This is a genomic window from Enterobacter cloacae complex sp. 6730903 (assembly GCF_048283985.1).
GTDB classification, from domain to species: Bacteria; Pseudomonadota; Gammaproteobacteria; order Enterobacterales; family Enterobacteriaceae; genus Enterobacter; species Enterobacter hormaechei_C.
In genome coordinates this window covers 1-24,399 of record NZ_JBLVXX010000046.1, presented here as the reverse complement: position 1 = coordinate 24,399, position 24,399 = coordinate 1, and the positions used below count along the sequence as shown (strand labels likewise).

At 49.0% G+C, this 24,399-nt stretch carries 28 protein-coding genes and 2 pseudogenes; 25 read left to right on the top strand and 5 right to left on the bottom strand.

Going from position 1 to position 24,399, the window contains the following annotated elements; translation table 11 throughout:
* The first annotated feature begins 100 nt into the window (after positions 1–100).
* The 13 genes from ACNQ0W_RS20275 (at position 101) to ACNQ0W_RS20215 (ending at position 11,880) form a co-directional block, all read left to right on the top strand.
* Positions 101–829, top strand: a complete 729-nt coding sequence (locus tag ACNQ0W_RS20275) for a virB8 family protein (protein WP_004199085.1) — start codon at positions 101–103, stop codon at positions 827–829.
* Between the two features lie 5 nt (positions 830–834).
* Positions 835–1,764 (top strand): TrbG/VirB9 family P-type conjugative transfer protein, encoded by a 930-nt coding sequence (locus ACNQ0W_RS20270; RefSeq protein ID WP_000783386.1) that lies wholly within the window; start codon positions 835–837, stop codon positions 1,762–1,764.
* Positions 1,761–2,975, top strand: coding sequence for a VirB10/TraB/TrbI family type IV secretion system protein (virB10, locus tag ACNQ0W_RS20265; protein ID WP_001295060.1), 1,215 nt, complete (start codon positions 1,761–1,763; stop codon positions 2,973–2,975). Before ACNQ0W_RS20270 ends, virB10 begins: the two co-directional genes overlap by 4 nt.
* Position 2,976: 1 nt before the next feature.
* Positions 2,977–3,174, top strand: a complete 198-nt coding sequence (locus tag ACNQ0W_RS20260) for a DNA-binding protein (protein WP_000629109.1) — start codon at positions 2,977–2,979, stop codon at positions 3,172–3,174.
* Positions 3,171–4,205, top strand: coding sequence for a P-type DNA transfer ATPase VirB11 (gene virB11, locus ACNQ0W_RS20255; protein ID WP_000650512.1), 1,035 nt, complete (start codon positions 3,171–3,173; stop codon positions 4,203–4,205). Before ACNQ0W_RS20260 ends, virB11 begins: the two co-directional genes overlap by 4 nt.
* Before the next feature lie 2 nt (positions 4,206–4,207).
* The gene (locus ACNQ0W_RS20250) at positions 4,208–6,043 is read left to right on the top strand and encodes a type IV secretory system conjugative DNA transfer family protein (RefSeq protein ID WP_000053822.1); all 1,836 of its coding nucleotides are present in this window, start codon (positions 4,208–4,210) and stop codon (positions 6,041–6,043) included.
* A complete protein-coding gene (locus tag ACNQ0W_RS20245) occupies positions 6,040–6,432 on the top strand; it encodes a cag pathogenicity island Cag12 family protein (RefSeq protein ID WP_000738524.1) in 393 nt (130 codons plus the stop codon). Before ACNQ0W_RS20250 ends, ACNQ0W_RS20245 begins: the two co-directional genes overlap by 4 nt.
* Before the next feature lie 87 nt (positions 6,433–6,519).
* A complete protein-coding gene (locus ACNQ0W_RS20240) occupies positions 6,520–6,834 on the top strand; it encodes a TrbM/KikA/MpfK family conjugal transfer protein (protein ID WP_000754496.1) in 315 nt (104 codons plus the stop codon).
* Between the two features lie 85 nt (positions 6,835–6,919).
* Positions 6,920–7,246, top strand: coding sequence for a hypothetical protein (locus ACNQ0W_RS20235; RefSeq protein WP_004208538.1), 327 nt, complete (start codon positions 6,920–6,922; stop codon positions 7,244–7,246).
* The gene (locus tag ACNQ0W_RS20230) at positions 7,243–7,737 is read left to right on the top strand and encodes a thermonuclease family protein (protein WP_001215543.1); all 495 of its coding nucleotides are present in this window, start codon (positions 7,243–7,245) and stop codon (positions 7,735–7,737) included. The genes ACNQ0W_RS20235 and ACNQ0W_RS20230 overlap by 4 nt, the downstream gene beginning before the upstream one ends.
* An 82-nt stretch (positions 7,738–7,819) precedes the next feature.
* On the top strand, positions 7,820–9,082 hold the full coding sequence (locus ACNQ0W_RS20225) for an AAA family ATPase (RefSeq protein WP_000517490.1): 1,263 nt from the start codon (positions 7,820–7,822) through the stop codon (positions 9,080–9,082).
* Between the two features lie 3 nt (positions 9,083–9,085).
* Positions 9,086–11,413, top strand: coding sequence for a type IA DNA topoisomerase (gene topB, locus ACNQ0W_RS20220; RefSeq protein ID WP_004199098.1), 2,328 nt, complete (start codon positions 9,086–9,088; stop codon positions 11,411–11,413).
* Positions 11,414–11,424: 11 nt separating this feature from the next.
* Entirely contained in the window at positions 11,425–11,880 is a 456-nt protein-coding gene (locus ACNQ0W_RS20215; RefSeq protein WP_001293458.1) for an H-NS family nucleoid-associated regulatory protein, read from the top strand.
* Between the two features lie 37 nt (positions 11,881–11,917).
* Here the strand turns inward: ACNQ0W_RS20215 and ACNQ0W_RS20210 are convergent, their stop codons facing one another.
* The gene (locus ACNQ0W_RS20210) at positions 11,918–12,568 is read right to left on the bottom strand and encodes a YkgJ family cysteine cluster protein (protein ID WP_000351937.1); all 651 of its coding nucleotides are present in this window, start codon (positions 12,566–12,568) and stop codon (positions 11,918–11,920) included.
* Here ACNQ0W_RS20210 and ACNQ0W_RS20205 point away from each other — a divergent pair.
* The 7 genes from ACNQ0W_RS20205 (at position 12,558) to dqlB (ending at position 15,670) form a co-directional block, all read left to right on the top strand.
* Positions 12,558–12,824, top strand: coding sequence for a hypothetical protein (locus ACNQ0W_RS20205; RefSeq protein ID WP_032072053.1), 267 nt, complete (start codon positions 12,558–12,560; stop codon positions 12,822–12,824). The two genes, ACNQ0W_RS20210 and ACNQ0W_RS20205, sit on opposite strands and share 11 nt — an antisense overlap.
* Before the next feature lie 16 nt (positions 12,825–12,840).
* Positions 12,841–13,020, top strand: coding sequence for a hypothetical protein (locus ACNQ0W_RS20200; protein WP_023408316.1), 180 nt, complete (start codon positions 12,841–12,843; stop codon positions 13,018–13,020).
* On the top strand, positions 13,017–13,838 hold the full coding sequence (locus tag ACNQ0W_RS20195) for a SprT-like domain-containing protein (protein ID WP_000196235.1): 822 nt from the start codon (positions 13,017–13,019) through the stop codon (positions 13,836–13,838). The genes ACNQ0W_RS20200 and ACNQ0W_RS20195 overlap by 4 nt, the downstream gene beginning before the upstream one ends.
* A gap of 109 nt (positions 13,839–13,947) precedes the next feature.
* Entirely contained in the window at positions 13,948–14,202 is a 255-nt protein-coding gene (locus tag ACNQ0W_RS20190; protein ID WP_000510385.1) for a hypothetical protein, read from the top strand.
* A 17-nt stretch (positions 14,203–14,219) separates the two neighbouring features.
* Positions 14,220–14,495: a hypothetical protein gene (locus tag ACNQ0W_RS20185; protein ID WP_000557557.1), complete on the top strand. Its 276-nt coding sequence runs from the start codon at positions 14,220–14,222 to the stop codon at positions 14,493–14,495.
* On the top strand, positions 14,492–14,770 hold the full coding sequence (locus tag ACNQ0W_RS20180; protein ID WP_001093608.1) for a hypothetical protein: 279 nt from the start codon (positions 14,492–14,494) through the stop codon (positions 14,768–14,770). The genes ACNQ0W_RS20185 and ACNQ0W_RS20180 overlap by 4 nt, the downstream gene beginning before the upstream one ends.
* Positions 14,771–15,574: 804 nt before the next feature.
* Entirely contained in the window at positions 15,575–15,670 is a 96-nt protein-coding gene (gene dqlB / locus ACNQ0W_RS20175) for a DinQ-like type I toxin DqlB (RefSeq protein WP_000609145.1), read from the top strand.
* Positions 15,671–15,921: 251 nt separating this feature from the next.
* Here the strand turns inward: dqlB and ACNQ0W_RS20170 are convergent.
* Positions 15,922–16,434: pseudogene (locus ACNQ0W_RS20170) on the bottom strand (Tn3 family transposase); the annotation flags it as partial.
* A 143-nt stretch (positions 16,435–16,577) separates the two neighbouring features.
* Between ACNQ0W_RS20170 and ACNQ0W_RS20165 the strand changes: the two are divergent.
* Both ACNQ0W_RS20165 and ACNQ0W_RS20160 read left to right on the top strand, forming a co-directional pair.
* On the top strand, positions 16,578–19,595 hold the full coding sequence (locus tag ACNQ0W_RS20165; RefSeq protein WP_004199413.1) for a Tn3-like element IS3000 family transposase: 3,018 nt from the start codon (positions 16,578–16,580) through the stop codon (positions 19,593–19,595).
* 219 nt (positions 19,596–19,814) lie between these two features.
* Positions 19,815–19,937, top strand: a pseudogene (locus tag ACNQ0W_RS20160) (helix-turn-helix domain-containing protein); the annotation flags it as partial.
* Positions 19,938–20,085: 148 nt separating this feature from the next.
* Here ACNQ0W_RS20160 and ACNQ0W_RS20155 read toward each other — a convergent pair.
* Positions 20,086–21,066 (bottom strand): IS5-like element IS5 family transposase, encoded by a 981-nt coding sequence (locus ACNQ0W_RS20155; protein ID WP_000019402.1) that lies wholly within the window; start codon positions 21,064–21,066, stop codon positions 20,086–20,088.
* Between the two features lie 234 nt (positions 21,067–21,300).
* Between ACNQ0W_RS20155 and ACNQ0W_RS20150 the strand changes: the two genes are divergently transcribed.
* Genes ACNQ0W_RS20150 through ACNQ0W_RS20140 form a run of 3 tightly spaced genes read left to right on the top strand, consistent with a single transcriptional unit; the run spans position 21,301 to position 23,125 of the window.
* Positions 21,301–22,113: a subclass B1 metallo-beta-lactamase NDM-5 gene (locus ACNQ0W_RS20150; RefSeq protein ID WP_023408309.1), complete on the top strand. Its 813-nt coding sequence runs from the start codon at positions 21,301–21,303 to the stop codon at positions 22,111–22,113.
* Between the two features lie 3 nt (positions 22,114–22,116).
* A complete protein-coding gene (gene ble / locus ACNQ0W_RS20145; RefSeq protein WP_004201167.1) occupies positions 22,117–22,482 on the top strand; it encodes a bleomycin binding protein Ble-MBL in 366 nt (121 codons plus the stop codon).
* 4 nt (positions 22,483–22,486) lie between these two features.
* Positions 22,487–23,125 carry a phosphoribosylanthranilate isomerase gene (locus ACNQ0W_RS20140; RefSeq protein WP_004201168.1) on the top strand — a complete coding sequence of 213 codons (639 nt, stop codon included), beginning with the start codon at positions 22,487–22,489 and terminating at the stop codon, positions 23,123–23,125.
* A gap of 10 nt (positions 23,126–23,135) precedes the next feature.
* Here the strand turns inward: ACNQ0W_RS20140 and ACNQ0W_RS20135 are convergent, their stop codons facing one another.
* Positions 23,136–24,167, bottom strand: coding sequence for a protein-disulfide reductase DsbD domain-containing protein (locus tag ACNQ0W_RS20135; protein ID WP_004201169.1), 1,032 nt, complete (start codon positions 24,165–24,167; stop codon positions 23,136–23,138).
* A gap of 4 nt (positions 24,168–24,171) precedes the next feature.
* Positions 24,172–24,306: a divalent cation tolerance protein CutA gene (gene cutA / locus ACNQ0W_RS20130; RefSeq protein WP_023408307.1), complete on the bottom strand. Its 135-nt coding sequence runs from the start codon at positions 24,304–24,306 to the stop codon at positions 24,172–24,174.
* Positions 24,307–24,399: the final 93 nt, after the last annotated feature.

Sequence of the window (24,399 nt, the reverse complement as noted above, 5' to 3'; positions counted from 1 at the left end):
GCTATCGTGACGCTTTGCCTTGTCGGATGCCAGGCGTCACATAAACAACCTCCGGTATCCGGAAAAAGCGAACCTGTTAATTCAGCAGAGGTAATGCGCAATGGGGTTTAAACTCTCAGGATTAAAACTTCCCGGTTTTAACAAGAAAAAAGAAGTAACAGACTCTTCAACTACTTTTGAAGAGAAAAATGTATTGATGCAGGAGAAAATGAACCGCATTTATAAATTCGGTGGTATTGCAGGAATTGCCGTAGGTGTGTTGTCTCTGCTGGCACTGAATGGAGCGCTACCGTTAAAGAGTACGGTTGTCGAAGCTTATCTTATTAATGGTGTCACTGGCGTTGCTGAAAGACTGACTTCTGTTAAAAAAGAAAACCTCTCTGAAAATGAAGCGCTGGCGAAATACTTCATTACTCAGTATGTGAAGCGTCGTGAAGGGTATAACTATTTCAGTCTCCAGCATGATTATGATTATGTTCTGTTATACAGCGCTGAGAATGTGGCGACGGATTACAACGCTTTAATCAACGGCAACCAGTCACCAAAGGTTATTTATAATAAAGCGGAAAAAACCGCATCTGTTCAGGATAATCCGTCCGTGATTATCAGTCCGTCATCCCGGCGCGATGATAAGGATATGGGAGCATATATCCGGTTTAAATTAACCATTCGAAATGTCGCGACAGGCCAGGATGATTATGAATACTGGAACGTCCGGTTGACCTACCGTATTGAACCACAGGTCGAAATGGCATCGGGTGACCGAAACAATAACCCGCTTAAATTCGTTGTAACGAGCTATGTACGCGATAAAGAAGTGAAAGGGTGAAAACTATGAAAATGAATAAAGGAGCGCTAATTGTGGCGCTTCTGTTGGTGTCGCACGTCTGCCATGCAGCCGTTACGCCAGCAGCCAGCCGTTTTGATCCCCGTAATCAGATTGTCAGTTATAACCCGCAAAACACGACAGTCATAAACAGTGCGGTTGGCTATACAACCACACTGGTATTTGACGAGGATGAAACGGTCATCAGTGCCAGAACCGGCTTTCCCCAGGGCTGGGAAGTGAACAAAGAAGATAACCTGGTGTATCTCGAAGTGAAGCCCGTCAAACAGACCGTACAGAAGAACAGTACCGATGACAATGGCAACCAGTCTTCAGAGGTGGTCAGTGTAGCCCTTGATCCTGAAAACGACCTGGAACGCTGGCGAACAAACCTGTTTGTTCGCACAACAAAACGTAATTACAGCATGGAGCTGAACGCCCGAACGTTCCGGCAGCCGGATAAGATCGCGTTTGTTGTTAATTACCAGTACCCGCAGGAACGCCGGAAGGAGCAAGCCGAAATCGAGAAGAAACGGATTGAGGCTCTTAACAAGCGGCAGGAGGAGCAGGCAATCAACCGTTCTCTTGAAAATGCGAAGTCGCCCAAGAACTGGGATTACTGGAAGCGGGTAGCTGACGGCAGCCAGTCAATCAGCCCGGATTATGCGTATGACGATGGCCGCTATACCTGGTTTGGCTTCAGCCCCCTGAAGAAAATCCCCAGCGTCTTTGTTATGAGCGGCGAACAGGAAACGCTGACTAACCCGGTAGTCAAAAACAGCGGTAGTTTCACCGTTGTTGGTGTTCCTGTAGACCAGCGCTTTGTTTTGCGTATGGGAAATCAGGTTGTTGGGGTTGAAAACCGGGGCTTTGGCAAAGTCCGTCTTCCGGCAGGAGATACCGTTTCCCCGAACGTTGAGAAAGAGGTGATCCAGTGAGCGAACAGGAAAATAAAATCCCGACCGCTGTAGAAATTGAACAGGCACTACGGGAACGGCATCAGAAAGAAATTGAGCAAAACGATAAAACGGATAAGGGAGATGAAGATGACGGTAAATCAGTAAAACGCCTGGGTATCGAGAAGCTTAAAAAATCGCGTAAGGGGCTGGTGATTATTGTGGCCGCTTTCCTTCTGCTGGCCGCCGGGGTGTCTGTCTACTATATCCCGTCGATTATTCGTGCAATGTCCAGCGGTGATGATAAGCCTGCCAGTAATGCGGTATCTACTGGTTCAGTAAAACGCGCGACAGGACTCAGCGATGATGTTGATCCATTCAACACCAGGGAAGAACCGGCTAAGACGGAAGAACGGAAGGAAAGCAGCGGCAAAGCGGAAACGCCACCGGAAAAAGTACAACAAAACTTCAGTCGTGCGCTGGATGTGGCCTATGGGGGGAGCAGCTCTGCTTCCTCAAATTCCGGTGGTAGCTCATCAACGGCCAGCAATACCAGGAACGAGGGGGACGGCAGTGACAAACAGGCAGAGGTTCAGCCTGTTAATGCAGGGCAACCCGCGCAGCTTTCTAAAATTACGCGCGTTCCTTATGACCCTAACCTTTTCATTCCTGAAAATACCGCGATTAAGTGCTCGCTGGACAGACGATTTATTTCTGATCTGGCTGGCAAGCTGGTCTGTACGATTAATGAGGACGTATACAGTGCAAACAGGAATGTAAAGCTAATTGAAAAGGGAACAGCCGCATATCTGATGTATAAAACGGGCACGTTCAATCATGGTCAGGGAGCCGTGTTTATCGCTGCTACGAAGCTTAGAACACGTAAGGAACCTTTCATTGATATTCCGCTGATTGATACACAGGCGGCGGGAGCGCTGGGTGAGGCCGGGGCTTCAGGCTGGATTGACACACATTTTGCAGATCGCTTTATGGGCGCGATGATGGTTGGCATGATCCCCGATGTGGCACAGGCCGCAAGTGGAGCGGCTAAAAGTAATAAAGACAATCAGACCGACTATACAGCTAACAGTCGCCAGGCTTTTGCTGATATAGCACGCGAAGCGTTTGCAAACAGCGTAAATATCCCTCCAACGCTTTATAAAAACCAGGGGGAAATCATTACTCTGATCGTTGGTCAGGATTTGGATTTCTCCAGCATCTACAAATTAAAAATGGTGGGTACCCGGAGGTAATTTGATAACGCTGGATATCAAAGAGTTTTCAATGCTGTTAGGAATAAGGGAAAGCGAAATATACCATCATATTCGTAAGGGCATACCAATAAATGGCGTTCCTTTCCCCAAACCACTGAAACAAATCAAAACGCATCGATTTAATTACGAAGAAGTCATGCGTTTTATTGAAGATCTTAAAGGAAAAGGTGAATTATGAAGGATGCAGAGAACAGACATATTGTTTATGAAATAATAGATGAATACTTCCACCACTGGCTTAATGAAGTCGATGGTTTAACTGAAATCGCGGTAAATCGGCCTGATGAACTGTTTGTTAAAGTGAGTGGGAAATGGCAGCAGCATGAATTAAAAATGGATTTTAAAGATTGTATGTCATTTGCAGGGGCAATTTCTGATTATCATGATGGTGGGTCGGTTACGCCAGAATATCCCTTACGTTCTGTTACGCTCCCCGGAGGGGAGCGTGTACAAATAGTTATTCCCCCGGCAACGGAACGGGAAACGGTGTCTATTACAATCCGTAAGCCGTCCAGTGTGTTTATCGACCATGATACCTTTGTTAAACAAGGGTTTTACTCAAGGCTAAATCAAGGGGGGAAATTCAGGGATAAAGAAGATGAATTATCTTCAATGTTTAAAGATAATTGTTTTGAACAATTTGTCCCTGAATGCCTGGTTAAGGGTAAAACGATGGTATTTTGTGCCGGAACGGGGGCGGGTAAAACCACCTTTGCAAATGCCTGTCTTCAGTACATACCCCATCATTTACGATGTATTTCAATTGAAGATACAGATGAAGCAAAGTTCAGGTTCCACAAAAATCATGTGAAATTGTATTACCCGTCAGAAGGGGAAAGTAGCACTGTCAGTTCCGCTTCTCTTTTACGTTCTGGTTTTCGTATGAACCCGGACAGAATCCTCATGACTGAGGTTCGCGGCGCGGAAGCCTGGGATTTTCTCAAAGGCTCAAGTTCCGGCCATGCAGGGAACCTTACAACCGTCCATGAGAGCACCCCTGAAGATGCTGTGCTTGGACTGGTTCAACGGTGCTATATGAACCCTGAATGTCAGAATTTGCCTTATAACATTATATTGCGGAGGGTGTTAAGCAACGTCGATGTGATTATGAGTATTAAGTACATCGATGAGGAAGATAACCGATTTGCATCGGGTATTTACTATCGTGATATTCATTTTCAGGAATACTTTGAAAAGCTGAAGGAGTGATTATGTCTCTGAAACTACCCGATAAAGGCCAGTGGGCTTTTATCGGTCTGGTTATGTGTCTTGTGACGTATTATACTGGCTCAGTTGCTGTTTACTTCCTGAACGGAAAAACGCCGCTTTATATATGGAAGAATTTTGATTCCATGCTGCTGTGGCGGATAATAACAGAGAGTAATATACGGACAGATATCAGGTTAACCGCAATCCCCTCTCTTTTATCAGGTATGGTTTCGTCTCTCATTGTGCCTGTTTTTATTATCTGGCAACTGAATAAAACGGATGTTGCTCTTTATGGTGACGCGAAGTTTGCCAGTGATAATGATTTAAGAAAATCGAAACTTCTGAAATGGGAGAAAGAAAACGATACTGATATTCTTGTAGGTGCATATAAAGGTAAATACCTGTGGTATACCGCACCAGATTTTGTATCACTTGGCGCAGGAACCCGCGCAGGTAAAGGGGCTGCAATAGGTATTCCAAACCTGCTGGTCAGGAAACATTCCCTGATTGCATTAGATCCAAAACAGGAACTGTGGAAAATCACCAGTAAGGTACGTGAAAAACTGCTGGGTAATAAGGTCTATCTTCTTGACCCTTTCAACAGTAAAACGCATCAGTTTAACCCGCTTTTCTATATTGATTTAAAAGAAGAGAGCGGGGCTAAAGACCTGCTGAAGCTGATTGAGATCCTGTTCCCGTCTTACGGTCTGACCGGAGCGGAAGCACACTTTAATAACCTCGCGGGGCAGTACTGGACGGGGCTGGCAAAATTGCTTCATTTCTTTATTAACTACGACCCCTCCTGGCTTGGTGAGTTCGGGCTTAAACCTGTTTTCTCAATTGGTTCTGTAGTCGATTTGTACAGCAACATCGACCGGGAGCTGATACTCAGTAAGCGAGAAGACCTGGAGGGAACAAAAGGACTTGATGAAAACGCGCTGTATCATCTGCGCGATGCCCTGACCAAAATCAGGGAGTATCACGAAACCGAAGACGAACAACGTTCGAGTATTGATGGTTCGTTTCGTAAGAAAATGAGTCTGTTTTATCTTCCGACTGTTCGCAAATGTACAGACGGCAATGATTTCGACCTTCGCCAGTTGCGCCGGGAAGATATCACTGTTTATGTTGGCGTTAATGCTGAAGATATGTCCCTGGCCTATGACTTCCTCAACCTGTTCTTTAACTTCGTTGTGGAAGTCACGTTACGAGAAAACCCTGACTTTGACCCGACACTGAAACATGACTGTCTGATGTTCCTGGATGAGTTTCCGTCTATTGGTTACATGCCAATCATTAAAAAAGGTTCGGGTTATATTGCCGGGTTTAAACTCAAACTTCTGACGATTTACCAGAATATCAGTCAGCTTAATGAAATCTATGGTGTTGAAGGTGCCAAAACGCTGATGAGTGCGCATCCCTGCCGGATTATCTACGCTGTCAGTGAAGAAGATGACGCTAAAAAGATTTCGGAAAAGCTGGGCTATATCACCACCAAATCGACAGGTTCAAGCAAGACAAGCGGACGCTCAACGTCGAAAAGCAGTTCAGAAAGTGAGGCGCAGCGCGCCCTTGTGCTCCCGCAGGAGCTGGGAACGCTGGATTTTAAAGAAGAATTTATCATTCTTAAAGGTGAAAACCCGGTTAAAGCTGAGAAAGCCCTCTACTTCCTCGACCCGTATTTTATGGACAGGCTGATGATGGTAAGCCCCAAACTTACCGAGTTAACCGCCTCTCTGAATAAGACTAAAAAAGTATTGGGTGTTAAAGGGCTTAAATATCCTTCTAAAGAAAAAATGCTCTCCGTCGGTGAGCTGGAGTCAGAGGTTTTACTATGAAAAAAATGTTAATGGTCAGTGTCCTTTTTCTCTCTGCCTGTTCCTCTCCGCCTGAACCACCACAGGTTGACTGGGAACAGAATCCTGAAACGGTGAATACACAATTAATGGACTGGCAACCGACATACTCAGTTATTAAATCAGACAAGGTTAATTCATCGTGGGTTAAGGTTATCCATAATTTCAGGCCTGAAAACCGCCTTTACGATGATGCTGTTTTTTATTCTGTTGCACATTCTGATTCAGTGATTGTTGAAACCAGTAACGGAACAGACTTTTTCACAGCTAAAAACTGGTTGAGGGCGAACGGTGCAAACGGTGTCATACAGTATCGTTATAAAATGAACTGTTTTTCTTGCCGGACTACCAGTGTTTATTTATCACGATAACGCCGGATTAATAAAATTCTTGTAATTTTATTGAGCCGGGGTTGAACAACCGCAGGGCGTTAGTTGCCCGTTATCCATGAGGTGTATATGAAAAAGACCGTAACCACGGCAGTGCTGCTTTGTGCGTTCGCTGCCGGAACTGCTCATGCTGAGGAAAAGGCCGACCCGAACGATCCATGTGCAATGGTGTTATGCCTTGCCGGAAAACTTGACGGAAGTAGTCCGGCAGAATGTGACCCGATGTATAAAAGTTTTATGTCAATCAGGAAAAAGAATAAACATGGTTTTTTACCCGATCACACGGCAGATGCCAGAAAGAAAAAACTAAATGAATGTCCTGCGGCTGATGCAGGTACAGTAAGTAAAATTATTTCAAGCTTTGGCCGATTGAAAAACTTTTAATTCTGTTTGATTTAATTCTGATGTGAATACGCAAGTTTCAGGTTTGAGACTGGAACTTGCGAACATTTTTTACAGGGGTGGGAGGATGAAAATTATTAACGTACCTGATGCAAGAAGTGTGAGAATTGCCGGAATTGAAATTATCGATAGTGTCAAATCGGTCGCTTCTGTTTTTACTGAAATTTTGTTGTTTATGGTCTGGTTTCCGGCAATTGTCTATGGGCTTTATCGTTTTGTTATCGTTTTGTGGGATGCTTCCTTAAAGCCGCAATCGCTCATTGAGTTTATTAATTTCATGGTTGAGTTATACAGCTATGTACTTCCTTCGTTGGCTGTTATCGCAGTGGCTTTAGTCGTCGTTTTATCCATTTTTAAAAGACTCTCAGCAATATGGGAGGGAAGAAAGCAATGAGACATTTTTTTAATGTTCTTTCCTTTGCTGTTGCCCTGTTGCCAGCTACATTGTGTGCTGCTCAGATTCAGGGGAAAGTTATTCGCGTTCTCGATGGAGATACCATCGAAGTTAAAACACTACCCGCGAAAATTGTTGTGTATGAAGTTCCGATTCGAGTCCGATTGATAAATATCGATGCACCGGAAAAAAAACAACCCTTTGGTCGCTGGTCAACCAATCAACTTAAAGCCCTGCTGGCAGGGCAATCAGTTACCGTCTCTTATACGCAAACAGATCGCTACGGGCGAGTCCTGGGACGAGTGGTGACAGCGAACGGCACTGAGGCTAACCGCCAGCAAGTGCTAAAAGGGGCTGCATGGGTTTATGACAGGTACAACACCGATAACTCATTACCGGCTCTGCAACGGGAAGCTCAGACACAGAAGCGCGGCCTGTGGGCTGACAGTAATCCCGTTCCTCCGTGGGAGTGGCGTCATAAACAAAACTGACGCGCTTCGCTTGTCCAACCCCTCCTCTGCCTGAAGAAAATCTTCAGGCAACGTCACGGTTTTTAATATACATGGTGCGCATATGGGTAAATTAACTCTGGTAGAGCAGGCTTTACGGCTCCATAAAGAATATTACGGTGAAGATAATTTTGGTACTGTCGTAAAGGATTGTGATTACTATCCTAAAGTGGCAGAGATTTTTATAAACAGAAAGAATCGTAAAATTTATTCGAATCTTGATATCGAACCCGTTGCTTCAACCGTCGTTCATACGGGAAGTAGCCCTGTTATGGCTAAAGCCGGGAGGATTAAAAAGCTTATGTTTAAAGATGGTTCGGGAGCATACCGGATTCATCTTGGTCAAAATGAAGTGGTTCATATTATTCGCTTCATTCTTAACTCTAAAGTCAGAATGGAGTACGCAGTTGGCACAACCAAAAGTATGTCGATGCTTCATAATCTTTGCGAAGCTGGACGCGCTAAATTAAACCGCTCTTTACCCCGTAAAGGTATCTGGAAAATCGGGTGTTACGACGGCGTTTATTATCACGGTAAGGCAAGGAAGGAAGAAATAGAAAACGCTTTACGTTTTTCTGTTCATCCAAAGTTTAATGAGCTGGAGAATGACTTTAATCAGTTCTTTTCGGATATTGATTTCTACACCCGTTATGGTCAGTCAGGAATGCGAAAAGTGCTTTTTACTGGTCCTCCGGGCACAGGGAAAACGACTATCGCAAAAGCTTTGGGGGCAAAATATCAGGATAAATATGTATTTGTTTATGCTGATGATTACTTTAAAGATGTTTGCTATGCCGCAGCTCAAAAGAAAATACCCGTTATCATAATAGCTGAAGAGGTTGATGAACTTTATCGGGCTGATGCCGGAACGTTAAGTTTTCTTGATGGGGCTGATACACCGCGAAATCTTGCCGGGACATATGTTATTTTTTCAACGAACTATCCTAACCGGATTGATCCGCGCATCAGAAAACGCCCTGGCAGAATTGACAGAATCATATCTGTAGGTGCTTTTCGGACTAAAGCCGCTGCCGCTTGTGCCAAAATGTACTTACCAGACGATATAAATATTGACCTTAAAGAACTTGGCGCGGTGCTGGACAGAACGACTCCTGCTGAAATAAAGGAGATAATAAATATTGCTATTGGCATGATTCGCGGAACAAAAAACGAATTAACAGTAGATGTAATCAAGAATGCGCGTGCCTTTTTGAAAGGAACCCTTGACCTTAGTGTGCAGGAGGCAGAAGAAGACATAGAGGAAAGGGAAGAAATCTTTAAAAAGAATGGTGCGCAGCCTGACTATTCAAGTTACCTTGAGGATTGATTAATGAGACTTTTTATTGCAGAAAAACCGTCTTTAGCAAAGGCTATTTTTGAAGGACTGGGCGGAAATCCCAATACAGAAAAGAAAAACGGCTATTTTGAACACGGTTCTGATGTCGTTACCTGGTGTTATGGTCATATGCTGGAGCTTTACGACCCACAGGATTATGACGACAAATATTCCAACTGGCGTTATAGTGATTTACCCATTAAAGCGGTTTATCCGCCAAAATATAAAATCAAGCCTGAATCAGAAGCACAGACCCGCATTATTTTGTCTCTTATCGATAAAGCCGACAGCATCGTTCATTCAGGCGACCCCGATGATGAAGGATGTTTGCTGGTTGATGAGATTCTGGGTTATGCCGGAAACAAGAAACCCGTCCAGCGACTGCTTGTTGCCGACCTCAACCTTGCGCCAGTGCAAAAATCACTGTCGAATTTACAACCTAACGATAAATTTCGCGGTATGACGTTAAGCGCCCTGGCGCGTTCCCTGTGCGATCAGGGTTTTGGCTATAACATGACGCGGGGATGTACATTAAAAGGCCGTGAGAAGGGCTATGACGGCGTTCTGAACGTTGGCCGGGTACAAAGTGCCGTTCTTGGTCTGGTGAACATGCGCACGCTGGCGAACCAGAATCACACAGAAAGCTTTTATTACGATGTATTCGCCAGTCTGTCGATGAACGGGCATCAGATTAAGGCGAAATATCAGACAACAGACGACGATCAGATAGACGAGAAAAAACGCCTGATCTCCGAAGCTCAGGCCGCGCATATTGCCGGACGTGTTACGGGTAAGGATGCTATTGTTACTATCGCGACGACAAAGCCGGAAAATAGCAAGCCTCCGCTTCCGCTTAACCTTTCCACGCTTCAGCAGCTCTGCGCAAAGCGATTTGGTTATTCTGCAAAAGATACGCTCGATGTGATGCAGGGGCTGTATGAAACTCACAAGCTTCTGACCTATCCACGTTCTGACAATCGCTATCTTTCAGATGAGCATTATTACCAGGCCGGAGATATTGCCACTGCTATAGCGGCCACCGTACCCGAACTGGCGTCTGCGATCGTAGATATGGATAAAGGCCAGAAACACAAAGCCTTTAATGCCAGTAAGATTGAGGCGCACCACGCCATCATCCCGACGACAAAAAGCGGAGCCGGTATTCAGCTTAATGAAAAAGAGCGGAACGTTTATAACCTGGTGTCCGTCTACTTTATCGGGCTGTTCTACCCGGATGCGATCCGCAACAAGACGAAAATCCACTTTGATATTAAGGGGGATACCTTTACGGCCACACAGAGCGTTCTGGTACAAAAGGGCTGGGAAGCGCTGGGTAAGGATAGTGATGACGAGGACGAAACCGAAGATGCCGGAACGGACGGTTTTGACCTTTCATTGCTGAAATTTAATGACAGCGGCCTGTGTGAATCGGCAGACGTGGACAAGAAAAAGACTACACCACCTCGCTATTTCACAGAGTCAACGTTACTGGCCGCCATGACGAGTGCGGCAAAATTCATTGATGATCCGGCTCTCAGAAAGGCGCTGGAAGCGAAAGACGAGGGCAGCAGTGATCGTGGCAGTATCGGAACGGAAGCCACCCGCGCGGGTATTCTTGAGAAACTGGCGGCAAATACCGGGCTTATCTCCATCGAAAAAGAAAAGGGGTATTCGGAGCTGGTATGGAAAACCACAAAACAAGGCCAGGAGTTTTGCGCTGCACTGCCTCCTGAAATCACTAAACCGGATATCTCCGCTCTGTGGGCTGAAAAGCAGTCTCAGATCAAAGCCGGAGAGCTGACAGTTGAGGAGTTTATTAAGGAAAATGATGAGTACGTCCAGGGGTTAATCGACGAGCTGGACAGGAACGGAATTTCGATTTCTTCAAATGCCACGCCCTGCCCGGTTTGTAACAACGGTTTCCTGCGTAAGCGTAAGGGGCAAAATGGCTTTTTCTGGGGATGCTCCTGCTACCCTGAATGCAAGACAACATTCCCGGACAAAGACGGCAAACCGGATATGGAAGCAAAATCCAGATCAGAAGGTTCCATGTCCCGGCTCGAAGCCCCCTGCCCTTCATGCAGTAAAGAAATTATTATCCGGCCTAAAGGCTTTTTCTGTTCCGGGTGCGAGTTTAAAATCTGGTCTGAAGTGTCAGGAAAAAAACTGACACAAAATCAGGTTGAGACATTAATCAAAAAAGGTAAAACCGGAGAGATTAAAGGCTTTACCAGTAATAAAACCGGGAAAAAGTTTGACGCTGCAATTGTTTTGCAGGATAAAACTACGGGTAAACTTGGGTTTCAGTTCAGTAAAAAATAAGGATTAACTCGATGAGTGAAAATGAAACGTTTGACGCAACAAAAAAGCTACTCCTGAATATTCGCTCTGTTCGTGTTTTTGCGCGAGAAACCAGCTTTGAACAACTGCTGGAAATGCAGGAAAAGCTTAACGCCGTGATCGAAGAACGTCGTGAAGAAGCAGAGCGTGAGGCAGCAGAACGCGCAGAGCGCGAAAGAAAGCGCCAGGAACTGCTCCAGTTGATTGCCGGAGAAGGTTTTTCACCGGAAGAACTGCTTGGCCTGTCCGAAGATGCGCAAAAAACACGCAAAAAGACGTTGCCAAAAGCGCCGCCTAAATATCAGTTTGATGAAAACGGCGAAACGAAATACTGGTCTGGTCGTGGCCGGACACCAAAACCAATCGACGAAGCGTTAAAAGCTGGCCGTTCTCTTGATGAGTTTCTCATCAAAAAAGATGCTTCCAGCACTGCTGGTGACGAACAGTAATCTAACAAGCCTCTGACACTGCGTCAGAGGCTTTTTTTTAGCAAAAAGGGCGCGGGGGGTTATGGTGAAGAAATCTTTGGATATCTTCGCGGGGATAAGGGAAGTAGTCTCTGATATCTTTGGTTTCTAACTTACCAGTGCAGTGATACGTCTGAAAATAGATCCACTCTGCTATTGTTTTGTAGATGTGATTTCCCATGTTCGCGCTTTGAGAACCATACTGCATGACTTGTGCATCCAGGTCATTACACATCTCCGGCGGAGTGAGTACATGATATGTCCTGCATAACAGCGGGCGGTAATTGTAGATTGAGCATGTTCCCTTCTCAGACAAAAACGGACATTTTGACTCATGCCCGGTCGTAAGCGGGTTGTCTCTGGCAGTAAGTTTACTTGCTTGTGCAATATGTGTTGCCTCAAGCGCGGTTAAATGAACATCCATTTTACAGCACGAAGAGCACCCCTTTTGACAGGAGGTAAACGTGCTCACAAATTCTTTGTTAAAACGATCCAAAAAGGCGTACATCTGTTTTAACTTGAGGTAAATATTACCGGATTGAGTATTGAGTTTATTTATGAGTGCCTTTAACTCATCGAAATACTTATCAGGTACGGGTTTCAGATTGGTATAGCCGGGTAATGTTTCGCCTGGCTCCAGGTGGATCACTGAGTTAGGTTTGATATCCATTGCTTTTGCTTCCTATATTCTTCTCGCGCTGGTTGTTCATTTGACACTAAAACAAGCGTCATACAATGGCAAGGTGTCAAGCCCAGCAGTAAATCACGCTTGCCAGCAAACCAGTTTCCTGCAGCCGGTTTGGCCGTTGATTTTTGCCAGCAATATTACCCGCTCGATGCCCGCCCTGGGCGTGAAATTGCCAGCAAAAAAGATTGCCGCTATCAAAGGTGTGGTTTATATTATCTGTATCGTACGATACAGATAATGGAGAAGCTTAATAGATGACTGAAAAAATCACTGACGAGGAACTGGTAGATTTGTTGGAGGCGCTCAAAAGAGCACATGGTATGGGCGTTTGTTCAAAGGCGGTTAAGCTGGCACAGCGTTGCGCTGATGTGTTCCCTGCTATTGTTGCAGAGTTACAGGAATATCGGAACGCCGCTAAGCGAACTTCAGCATGACAAGAGCCACGGAACGCGCTTACAGCGAGCTACAACAGGCGTTTGATTTCTATAACCAGCGCCTTTTTGACGGCGAACTCCCTGACTGTCTGATTACGTTCCAGCGCGGCAAGAACACAATGGGCTATTTCAGTTACAGGCGCTTTGTTGCTGCTGACGGCAGCGGCAGGATGATTGATGAAATCGCCCTCAATCCTGAATACTTCCCGGTGTACCCGCTTATTGAAGTCATGCAAACGCTGGTTCATGAGCAGTGCCATATGTGGCAGTACCACTACGGCAACCCGTCGCGTAAGACGTACCACAATGCGCAGTGGGCGGCAAAAATGGAAAGTATCGGACTTATGCCCTCCTCCACCGGGAGACCTGGTGGTGCGAAAGTCGGCCAGAAGATTAATGACTATCCGATCCCTGGTGGCCGCTTCCAGCGCGTCACACTGGAACTGTTCCAGGGGCAATTTGCTTTGAGCTGGTTTGATCGCTTCCCTGTCCAGGTCGAACAACAAAAAGATATGACCGCCGTAATAGAGCAATGGCGCGAAACGCTTGCTCTGGCGCATCAAAATGCTGAGGCCGGGATTGATATAGAAGCGGTGCTTTCTATGGCTCTGCTGCCGTCAGTGTCACCGCAGAACGGGAGCCATTCAGATGATATGGCCGGGAGCAATGACAATGATTTGTCAGTTGCAGCATTTGAGGACAAGCCAAAACGAAATAAAGTTAAATATCAGTGTCGCGGGTGTGGCGCTGCCGTGTGGGGCAAAGCCGGACTGAATATTGAATGCGGCGATTGCGAGCTGGCTTTCATCGAAAATTAATTGCCAGCAAATTTTCCCGGTCACATCTGTTGGCCAGTGTTTTTTGCCAGCAAAGTTTCTTCCCGGGTTCGCGCCGGCAGCGCAAAAATGACAGCAAAAGAGGGGTATCATGGGGCATTACACAATCAGAACGAATGACGACGAAGATCAGGCCATTAAAAAGGCGCAGGAAGCGACCGGACAGGCATCAGCCAGCAAAACCTTTATGACGGCTATCCTTGAGCTTCAGCGTAACAGAGACGAGATGGCGCAGCTACGGCGTGAACTGGCGCAGGAAAAAGCGCGGAGTCAGGAGCTGGTATCATCGGTAAAACAATTCCGTTCCAGCCTGAACAATCTGTTTGATCTGGCTGACAACCCTTAAATAACAAGGAGCGAAACGTGCATACCACAAATGCGATTATCCTGTGCCTGGTGTCATATCCCTGCATCGTTGCATGGGTTATCTATAAAAACAGATTTGTCGATTACTTGTTTTTAACTCTGCTTGCTTGTTTGGGGAGCATTTTTTCAGTCGTATTGTATAAACAGCCCGACTACTCATTGACCATATATCAGGCCGTTGCTGTCGGCTATGCTGCCGTGATCATGCCAACGGTGTTAGTTTTGAGTGTCGTTAATATCTTCATGGGAAAAGCAGAGAGAACGTGCAAATGAATACACTGGCTGCACTGGAAAATACGTTTCGTGATATGAGAAAGCATGGCTGCCAAACAGTCATGGTCACGCAGTCTTTAGCTGATTTTGGCCGCTACAGCTATAAACCGCGCCCTGCATTTCAGGACTGGATCGAACGGCTGAAGACTGGCGAACGTCTGCCGCGAGGCCGTTACTTTGTTGGCAAGAAGCCTGGTGGCCGCCTGGTGCTCATTGATGAATTGGGGGGAACATGGACAGAAAAAGTAACAGTGATTCATACCAACGCTGGATGATAGAGAAGGCTGACAAAAGGGAAAGGACGCAAATCAGTATGTCGTTCGTAAAGATGAAGGACGTACTTTTTAACGTGCTGGCTATCGGTACTGTTTTAGCAGCCCTGGTGGTGATCTTTTATGAAGTGCAAAGCAGCTTATAAATTGATGGCCGTTGACAATGAATGTCATACTACCTGACCGGGCAATGCCGGAAGATTTCTTTCACGGGTGATGGTTTGTGATCCCGGCATTGTTCCGGCGCTCTCTCGTAAATTCTCGCGCCCAATCCCCCTCGCAAAACCTCAGAATTCACGTAACGCACCGCGATTTCGGCAACCATCAACCCTAACGTCCTTATGTTGTTGGGTTTGCCGCAGAACAATTTATTCATTTAAAATAGATTTAAACGAAGCGGGAAACCGCAGACGTAAAAAAACCGACTGGTGAGGTCGGCTTTTTTACGGTTCCGGTGCGAGCTGGTAACTCAGCCCGGAAGGGAAACTCTCTACAACTGACAATAGTATGATAATCCGTGAAGCCTGATTATGCAATATGACGGGCAGTGACTGTGCGTTAACGGTTTGCCTGAACGTTAGATAAACGTATAATCAGAGGGTTAGCTCTGTGGTGAGTCTCTCCCTGCATTCCGCTAAATGCGGCATGAACAGGTTCAAAGTCCTGACAGGTAATACAGGTGGTGCTGGTTATCTGTGCTCTGGCAGGAGTGAGACTCTCTACAACTGACAAGACGAAGAGAAGCCGTGGTGACAGGCAGTGTAAGAGCAAGCCACGGTGTCTTTACTCCATTTATGGAGAAAACGGATGATTAACCTGTTAATCATCGTTCTGAGGGCGGTAGCGGCGCTTGCAAACGCGCTGATTGCCATTCTGGAACTGATCCGCCAGTTCATCGACTAATGAACACGGAAACGTAATTAAGGCCGGAGGAACACCACCTCCGGCCTTTAATAAAAATATAGTTTAGTTACAACATTCACTAGTCTGTACTAACCACCACACACCTGACCTTCTGCGCACAAGTTACCTTTAATCACTCCTAAACAGGCATTTCATGAAACTCCCCTGTTCTTGCATCGGTAACAGGGGTCTGACGCTCAGTGGAACGAAAACTCACGTTAAGCAACGTTTTCTGCCTCTGACGCCTCTTTTAATGGTCTCAGATGTCCTTTGGTCACCAGTTCTGCCAGCGTGAAGGAATAATGGCCGAGCATATTGATATGTCCGTGGCAAAGCGGGGAGAGGCGTGCGATATCTTCATCATTCAGTGTTTCACCCTGCGCCCGGAGATGATCCAGGGCTGCCTGCATATAAATAGTGTTCCATAACACGACGGCGTTAGTGACCAGCCCCAGTGTGCCCAGTTGATCTTCCTGACCGTCGGTATATCGTTTTCTTATCTCACCTTTTTGACCGTGACAGATGGCTCTGGCAACGGCATGGCGACTTTCTCCCCGATTAAGCTGGGTCAGAATGCGCCGGCGGTAATCTTCATCATCAATATAATTAAGCAGATACAGCGTTTTGTTGATGCGCCCCACTTCAATGATTGCCTGAGTCAGTCCGGAAGGACGTTCACTTTTCAGCAATGAACGGACCAGCACTGAAACCTGTACTTTGCCCAGCTTCAGGGAGCCAGCGGTCCGGATCATTTCGTCCCACTGAGGGGTTCTAGGGATTTTCCGTCCAAAAACGACAAAGTGCTCTGGAGGCCCCGCCGTCTGTGGCCTCCAGAGGGGTATTACTTTTTTCGAGATCCCTATTTGGGCTCTGTTTGAGTAAGATTTAGTCTTTTTGGGCTAAATCCATGGCATTCGAAGAACGTGTCCAAATCTTGTCCGAGGCAGAACAAGATGAGTTATATGGACCCCCCGCTTTCACCTCCGCCGACCAACGCTTCTTTTTCTCGCTGAACGATAAGGAACTGGCGATCGCTAAAAGCCTCCGTCATCGGGGCCAGCGTTACATGCTGGTGGTACTGCTGGGCTATTTCAAAGCCAAGCCGGTGGTGCTGAATCCCGGCTTTCATCAGATCAAGCAGGACCTCAAATACGTTTATCAAACCGTTCTACCAGGCCCAGGCTGTAGACCCTTTAATCTCACGCCAAAAGAGAACGAACGGATTTACCAACGTGTTTTCCAGCTCTGCAACTACCAGCGCTGGAATGTCAAAGACCATGGAGCGGCGTTGAGAGATTACTTATCCCAGCAAGCCAGAGCCTGGACAGCGCCTAGGCACCTCTTCGATGCGGCCAATGAATATTGTTCGGGGCAGAAGATCGCAATCCCTGCCTACAGCACGCTGCAAAAGATCATCAGTCAGGTGGTGGGAGACGAACAGGAACACATGGCCGCGCACCTTGAGCGTGCAATGTCACGCGGTCTTAAGCAAGCACTGGCGGAGCTCGTGAACGGCACAGGTCCACTGCCGTTCCGACAGTTGCGACAATCGGCTCGTAACTTCACCGGAACCGAGTTGGAGAAAGAACTGATTGTCTATCGCCATATCCAGCATTGGATGCCGGAAGTGGATCTGCTGTTGAGCACGCTATCACTGTCGCAGAAAAATCTGCAACACCTGGCAGAGAAAGTCGACTACTACGGTGCCAAACTGAAACGTCAAACCGTAGGCAGCCAATGGCTGTATTTATTGTGCTATCTTCAAACGCGATGGCAGCAAGCGCTGGAACGTATTGCCGATGGCTTTGTGCATCATGTCAGACAGACCAAACAGAAGGCAAAGGATTATGCGCAGGAAGCGGTGTTTAAGGATTGGCAAAAAGCAGCTAAAAATGTCAGCAAGGCAGCTGAAGTACTGCACCTGTTCATTGATGACAGCATTGATCTGCAACTACCGTTTGCAACAGTAAGACAGCAAGCACTGAGCCTGCTGACCAAAAGGGATCTGGAATCTGTATGTCTCTTCCTGAACGAGCAGCGACGATCGGTCGATGAAGCCATGTGGCAGTACTGCGACGAGAAAGAAAGTCTGCGGAAAGGTTTGCTGCGAGAGTTGTTCCTATGTCTGCGCTTCGAAGGCTGCGACGGCACCCAGCACTTAGCGGCCGCCTTGGCGAAAACACAAAACGAACTCAACGGCCAGGACGCTCAGTTGCAAACTGCCGACACCAGACTCCTTTCCAAAAAATCACGTGAATTCCTGCTGGATGGTGAAGGGAATATCCTGATCGATCGTTATGAGTGGTTCCTCTATCAACAGATTCCTGATCGCCTGAATGGCCAGCTGACGCTGCCTGATATCACTAAATACCGGGCACTCGACGCCGACCTGATCGACGGGGAACATTGGCGAAAAAACAAATATACGCTGCTTCAACAGAGCCATTTTACAAAATTAGCGGAGGAGCCTGAAAAGCTGATCAAACAGATGGCCATGGAATTGGATACCCGTTTGTACGAAGTCGGCGAATATCTTGAACAGGAAGACAACCGGAATATCATCTTGCGTAATCCGCAGGGTAAACGCTTCTGGCGCCTGCCTTCGGCCAGCAAACATCATCTGGTCAACAATCCCTTCTTCCAGCAAATTCCCACAACGGGGATTGCGGATGTACTGCGCATGGTTGATCGTGACACCGGTTTCATTGACTGCTTCGCTCATGTGCTGGGTTCCCAATCCAGAAGCCGTTCCCATGAATATGACCTGTTGGCAATTCTGGTCGGCAATGCAACCAATCAAGGCATTTACGGCATGGCACAGATCTCTGATCGTACCTATGATCAGCTCAGCACTATCCAGGCGAACTATCTTCGCCTGGAAACATTGAATGCTGCTAACGACAACATCAATAACGCGACAGCCAAGCTACCCATCTTCCGGTACTACAACATCCAGGAAGATGTGATCCACGCCAGTGCCGATGGTCAAAAGTTCGAAGCCCGGCGCGAGACCTTCAAAACCCGTTATTCGTCGAAGTACTTTGGCACTCAAAAAGGTGTTTCTGCCATGACCTTGATCGCCAATCACGCTGCGATCAACGCCAGAGTGATCGGCGCCAACGAACATGAATCGCACTACATCTTTGATTTGTTGATGAGCAATACGTCAGACATCATTCCGGATGTGCTCTCAACCGATACCCATGGGGTGAACCATGTGAACTTCGCGTTACTGGATCTGTTCGGATACCAGTTTGCCCCACGCTATGCCCAGGTTGGCAAAGTGATCAATGACATGTTTGATGTCAAGGAAGACAAAGAACACCGAATTCAGCTGTGCTTAAAAAAGCCAATCAATACCCATCGTATTGCGCAGCACTGGGATACCATCCAACGGATTGCAGTATCACTTAAGCAGCGGAAAACAACGCAAGCCACCTTGGTGAGAAAGCTCTCGGAGTACAAGCGCAATCACCCGCTGCTGGAAGCCCTGACGGAATACAATCGCCTGGTGAAAGCGAATTATCTACTGTGCTACATCGATGATGCCAGTTTAAGAAACTATGTTCAGCGCGCGCTGAACCGGGGAGAGGCCTATCACCAACTGCGTCGGGCCGTGAGCAGCGTCAATGGGGATCAGTTCCGGGGCAGTTCAGACGAAGAAATCCAGCTATGGAATGAGTGCGCTCGCCTGGTCACCAATGCCATCGTTTACTTCAACTCCAGGATACTCAGCCAGCTGTTGACCAGCTTCGAATACCAAGGAGATACCAAGAGAATAGATATCGTCAAACAGGCATCCCCTGTGGCCTGGCACAACATTAACCTCAAGGGGACTTACCACTTCGAATTGAGCGAAAAATTGCCAGATCTGGAGGAGCTTATGCGCTCAATCGAGGGATATTTACCCGTCAGCGAAAAGTAATACCCCTCTGGAGGCCACGGACGGCGCGGCCTCCAGAGCACTTTGTCGTTTTTGGACGGAAAATCCCTAGAACCCCATTATCTAAAAATACTTAATTGTCTTTTAACGTCGCTAAATTTTAAATAAATAAGTGAAGAGTGTTAGTGGAGCCACTGATTTAAAGTTGGCAGAGTAAAACTTGAAGTGCGACATAAACCACCTAATTAATTTAAAGGGTTTATGGAGTATATAAAATTGTCATACCATCATCTTAACTTTGAAGATCGTACTGCATTAATGCTTGAGTCAAGAAAAGAAGGCTTTTCAGCCAGAAAATTTGCTGAACTCATTAAAAGACATCCTAGGGAAGGTGCGAATAAGCGGGGAAATTCTTCTCGGCTGACTCAGTCATTTCATTTCTTCATGTTTGAGCCGATTTTTTCTCCCGTAAATGCCTTGAATCAGCCTATTTAGACCGTTTCTTCGCCATTTAAGGCGTTATCCCCAGTTTTTAGTGAGATCTCTCCCACTGACGTATCATTTGGTCCGCCCGAAACAGGTTGGCCAGCGTGAATAACATCGCCAGTTGGTTATCGTTTTTCAGCAACCCCTTGTATCTGGCTTTCACGAAGCCGAACTGTCGCTTGATGATGCGAAATGGGTGCTCCACCTTGGCCCGGATGCTGGCTTTCATGTATTCGATGTTGATGGCCGTTTTGTTCTTGCGTGGATGCTGTTTCAAGGTTCTTACCTTGCCGGGGCGCTCGGCGATCAGCCAGTCCACATCCACCTCGGCCAGCTCCTCGCGCTGTGGCGCCCCTTGGTAGCCGGCATCGGCTGAGACAAATTGCTCCTCTCCATGCAGCAGATTACCCAGCTGATTGAGGTCATGCTCGTTGGCCGCGGTGGTGACTAGGCTGTGGGTCAGGCCACTCTTGGCATCGACACCAATGTGGGCCTTCATGCCAAAGTGCCATTGATTGCCTTTCTTGGTCTGATGCATCTCCGGATCGCGTTGCTGCTCTTTGTTCTTGGTCGAGCTGGGTGCCTCAATGATGGTGGCATCGACCAAGGTGCCTTGAGTCATCATGACGCCTGCTTCGGCCAGCCAGCGATTGATGGTCTTGAACAATTGGCGGGCCAGTTGATGCTGCTCCAGCAGGTGGCGGAAATTCATGATGGTGGTGCGGTCAGGCAAGGCGCTATCCAGGGATAACCGGGCAAACAGACGCATGGAGGCGATTTCGTACAGAGCATCTTCCATCGCGCCATCGCTCAGGTTGTACCAATGCTGCATGCAGTGAATGCGTAGCATGGTTTCCAGCGGATAAGGTCGCCGGCCATTACCAGCCTTGGGGTAAAACGGCTCGATGACTTCCACCATGTTTTGCCATGGCAGAATCTGCTCCATGCGGGACAAGAAAATCTCTTTTCTGGTCTGACGGCGCTTACTGCTGAATTCACTGTCGGCGAAGGTAAGTTGATGACTCATGATGAACCCTGTTCCATGGCTCCAGATGACAAACATGATCTCATATCAGGGACTTGTTCGCACCTTCCTTAGAGAAATTTGCTCAGCTTGTTGATTATCATATGGCTTTTGAAACTGTCGCACCTCATGTTTGAATTCGCCCCATATTTTTGCTACAGTGAACCAAATTAAGATCATCTATTTACTAGGCCTCGCATTTGCGGGGTTTTTAATGCTGAATAAAAGGAAAACTTGATGGAATTGCCCAATATTATGCACCCGGTCGCGAAGCTGAGCACCGCATTAGCCGCTGCATTGATGCTGAGCGGGTGCATGCCCGGTGAAATCCGCCCGACGATTGGCCAGCAAATGGAAACTGGCGACCAACGGTTTGGCGATCTGGTTTTCCGCCAGCTCGCACCGAATGTCTGGCAGCACACTTCCTATCTCGACATGCCGGGTTTCGGGGCAGTCGCTTCCAACGGTTTGATCGTCAGGGATGGCGGCCGCGTGCTGTTGGTCGATACCGCCTGGACCGATGACCAGACCGCCCAGATCCTCAACTGGATCAAGCAGGAGATCAACCTGCCGGTCGCGCTGGCGGTGGTGACTCACGCGCATCAGGACAAGATGGGCGGTATGGACGCGCTGCATGCGGCGGGGATTGCGACTTATGCCAATGCGTTGTCGAACCAGCTTGCCCCGCAAGAGGGGCTGGTTGCGGCGCAACACAGCCTGACTTTCGCCGCCAATGGCTGGGTCGAACCAGCAACCGCGCCCAACTTTGGCCCGCTCAAGGTATTTTACCCCGGCCCCGGCCACACCAGTGACAATATCACCGTTGGGATCGACGGCACCGACATCGCTTTTGGTGGCTGCCTGATCAAGGACAGCAAGGCCAAGTCGCTCGGCAATCTCGGTGATGCCGACACTGAGCACTACGCCGCGTCAGCGCGCGCGTTTGGTGCGGCGTTCCCCAAGGCCAGCATGATCGTGATGAGCCATTCCGCCCCCGATAGCCGCGCCGCAATCACTCATACGGCCCGCATGGCCGACAAGCTGCGCTGAGCCATGGCTGACCACGTCACCCCCAATCTGCCATCGCGCGATTTCGATGTGACAGAGGCGTTTTATGCGAAGCTGGGCTTTGCGACGAGTTGGAAGGATCGCGGCTGGATGATCCTGCAGCGCGGCGGTTTGCAGCTCGAATTCTTCCCCTATCCTGACCTCGACCCAGCTACGAGCTCGTTCGGCTGTTGCCTGCGGTTGGATGATCTCGATGCCATGGTGGCATTGGTGAACGCGGCGGGAGCCGAGGAAAAAAGCACCGGCTGGCCGCGCTTCAAAGCTCCGCAACTGGAGGCGAGCGGCCTGAGGATCGGCTACCTGATCGATCCCGACTGCACGCTGGTGCGGCTGATCCAGAACCCCGACTGACCGCATGCCCGCGAAAATCAAGATTTGCGGGATCAGCACACCCGAGGCGCTCGATGCGACCATCGCGGCGCGGGCGGACTATGCCGGGTTGGTGTTCTATCCAGCGTCGCCCCGTGCGGTTACGTCGAATGTCGCGGGCGCTTTGACATCGCGCGCAGCTGGCCAGATCGCCATGGTCGGTTTGTTCGTCGATGCGGATGATGCTGTCATCGCCGACGCACTGGTGGCAGCCAAGCTGAACGCGCTGCAGCTGCACGGTTCGGAATCGCCCGAACGCGTGGCCCAGTTGCGCGCGCGGTTTGGCAAGCCGGTGTGGAAGGCGCTGCCCGTCGCCAGCGCCAGCGATGTCGCACGCGCCGCAGCCTATGCCGGGGCGGCGGACTTGATCTTGTTCGACGCCAAGACCCCCAAAGGCGCGCTGCCCGGCGGCATGGGGTTGGCGTTCGACTGGTCGCTGCTGGCCGGATATCGCGGTGCCTTGCCGTGGGGGCTGGCAGGCGGGCTAAATCCGACGAATGTTGCCGAGGCGATTGCGCGCACCGGAGCGCCGCTGGTCGATACCTCCAGCGGCGTCGAAAGCGCGCCGGGCGTCAAGGATACCGACAAGATTACCAATTTCGCCTTTGCGGTGCGCTTGGCCTAAATCGCGTCGATCAATAGGCGTCGTTCAGCGCAAAGATCGGCTTGCGGGTGCGCCACTGCCCTCGGGTGAAGTCGGGAAAATCTAACGTGCGATTGCCCTCAGCAATCGATTGTTCCGACAGAGGCGTGATCGCGCTCCAGGCCAGCGCGTCGTAAATGTCGATTGGCATCGGGGCCTTGGCCTTCAGCGCCTCGACAAAAGCGTGGATCACGAACCAGTCCATCCCGCCATGCCCGGCCCCTGCCGCCAGATCGGCGTAGCGTTTCCATAGCGGGTGATCGTATTTCGCAAACCAGCCCTCGGCAGGCTCCCAGCGGTGCGGCTGTGGGCTCTTGCCCTCCAGATAGATCGACTTGTTGACGTCCATCCACAGCCCCTCGGTGCCTTGCACCCGAAAGCCGAGAGAATAGGGGCGCGGCAGCGAGGTGTCGTGGCACAGCATGATCGTTTCACCATTAGTGCAGCCGATCATGGTGTTGACCACATCACCCAGTGCGAATTTCACCTCGGCGTTGGGATGATCGGCAGAGCCGTTCTTGACGACATAATCATGCAGCCCGCGCGCCTTACAGCCGAAGCCGCCAGCGCCCGCTTCGCCCGGCAACGCGACCTTCAGGGTGCGGGTCTGCGGCGGGTAGCACACGCCGGCATCGGCGCAGCCCTGGTACTTCACGGTCAGGGTGGTCGCGCTCGCGCCGGCCGCGGGCGTGCCGGTGAGGGTGCCGAGCAATTCCTTGCGGTAGGTTTCGACGTCGCCGAAGAATTCGTCGCGGTAGGCCTTGCCCTTCGGCAGCGCCATGGTCGCGCCGGTGAAGGCGGCATCGGCCTTGACCGAGGTGCGGTGCCGGTACAGGTAATAGCCGTCGGCGATCCGCCAGCGCACCTCGATGCGGTCCGGCGCGGTGGCCTGCGCGGACAGGACGAAGACCTCGTCGACCGGCGGCAGTTCGAAGTCCTGGGCGACGGCCGAGGTCGCGGGCAGCGCAAGCAGCAGGGCGAGCCCGGCCAGCCAGCGGCGCAGGCGGATCGTGGATGCGGTCATTGGCTCAGTTTACCGGTCGGCTCTCGGCGGCCAGCCATTGCAGGTATTCGGGCAGGCCGGACGCGGCTTCGACCGCGAGCAGCTCCGGGAGTTCGTAGGGATGCAGTTGGCGCAGGCGTTCCTGCAGGGCGGGGGGCACTGTTGCAAATAGTCGGTGGTGATAAACTTATCATCCCCTTTTGCTGATGGAGCTGCACATGAACCCATTCAAAGGCCGGCATTTTCAGCGTGA

Coding starts and splice junctions, on each gene's coding strand:
- ACNQ0W_RS20230 (WP_001215543.1), top strand. CDS start 7,243: ATGAGACATTTTTTTAATGTTCTTTCCTTTGCTGTTGCCCTGTTGCCA.
- ACNQ0W_RS20135 (WP_004201169.1), bottom strand. CDS start 24,167: ATGACCGCATCCACGATCCGCCTGCGCCGCTGGCTGGCCGGGCTCGCC.
- ACNQ0W_RS20270 (WP_000783386.1), top strand. CDS start 835: ATGAAAATGAATAAAGGAGCGCTAATTGTGGCGCTTCTGTTGGTGTCG.
- ACNQ0W_RS20250 (WP_000053822.1), top strand. CDS start 4,208: ATGTCTCTGAAACTACCCGATAAAGGCCAGTGGGCTTTTATCGGTCTG.
- ACNQ0W_RS20190 (WP_000510385.1), top strand. CDS start 13,948: ATGGGGCATTACACAATCAGAACGAATGACGACGAAGATCAGGCCATT.
- ble (WP_004201167.1), top strand. CDS start 22,117: ATGGCTGACCACGTCACCCCCAATCTGCCATCGCGCGATTTCGATGTG.
- dqlB (WP_000609145.1), top strand. CDS start 15,575: ATGATTAACCTGTTAATCATCGTTCTGAGGGCGGTAGCGGCGCTTGCA.
- ACNQ0W_RS20225 (WP_000517490.1), top strand. CDS start 7,820: ATGGGTAAATTAACTCTGGTAGAGCAGGCTTTACGGCTCCATAAAGAA.
- ACNQ0W_RS20150 (WP_023408309.1), top strand. CDS start 21,301: ATGGAATTGCCCAATATTATGCACCCGGTCGCGAAGCTGAGCACCGCA.
- ACNQ0W_RS20180 (WP_001093608.1), top strand. CDS start 14,492: ATGAATACACTGGCTGCACTGGAAAATACGTTTCGTGATATGAGAAAG.
- ACNQ0W_RS20245 (WP_000738524.1), top strand. CDS start 6,040: ATGAAAAAAATGTTAATGGTCAGTGTCCTTTTTCTCTCTGCCTGTTCC.
- ACNQ0W_RS20235 (WP_004208538.1), top strand. CDS start 6,920: ATGAAAATTATTAACGTACCTGATGCAAGAAGTGTGAGAATTGCCGGA.
- topB (WP_004199098.1), top strand. CDS start 9,086: ATGAGACTTTTTATTGCAGAAAAACCGTCTTTAGCAAAGGCTATTTTT.
- ACNQ0W_RS20275 (WP_004199085.1), top strand. CDS start 101: ATGGGGTTTAAACTCTCAGGATTAAAACTTCCCGGTTTTAACAAGAAA.
- ACNQ0W_RS20195 (WP_000196235.1), top strand. CDS start 13,017: ATGACAAGAGCCACGGAACGCGCTTACAGCGAGCTACAACAGGCGTTT.
- ACNQ0W_RS20215 (WP_001293458.1), top strand. CDS start 11,425: ATGAGTGAAAATGAAACGTTTGACGCAACAAAAAAGCTACTCCTGAAT.
- ACNQ0W_RS20140 (WP_004201168.1), top strand. CDS start 22,487: ATGCCCGCGAAAATCAAGATTTGCGGGATCAGCACACCCGAGGCGCTC.
- ACNQ0W_RS20155 (WP_000019402.1), bottom strand. CDS start 21,066: ATGAGTCATCAACTTACCTTCGCCGACAGTGAATTCAGCAGTAAGCGC.
- ACNQ0W_RS20200 (WP_023408316.1), top strand. CDS start 12,841: ATGACTGAAAAAATCACTGACGAGGAACTGGTAGATTTGTTGGAGGCG.
- ACNQ0W_RS20240 (WP_000754496.1), top strand. CDS start 6,520: ATGAAAAAGACCGTAACCACGGCAGTGCTGCTTTGTGCGTTCGCTGCC.
- ACNQ0W_RS20165 (WP_004199413.1), top strand. CDS start 16,578: ATGGCATTCGAAGAACGTGTCCAAATCTTGTCCGAGGCAGAACAAGAT.
- ACNQ0W_RS20210 (WP_000351937.1), bottom strand. CDS start 12,568: ATGGATATCAAACCTAACTCAGTGATCCACCTGGAGCCAGGCGAAACA.
- virB11 (WP_000650512.1), top strand. CDS start 3,171: ATGAAGGATGCAGAGAACAGACATATTGTTTATGAAATAATAGATGAA.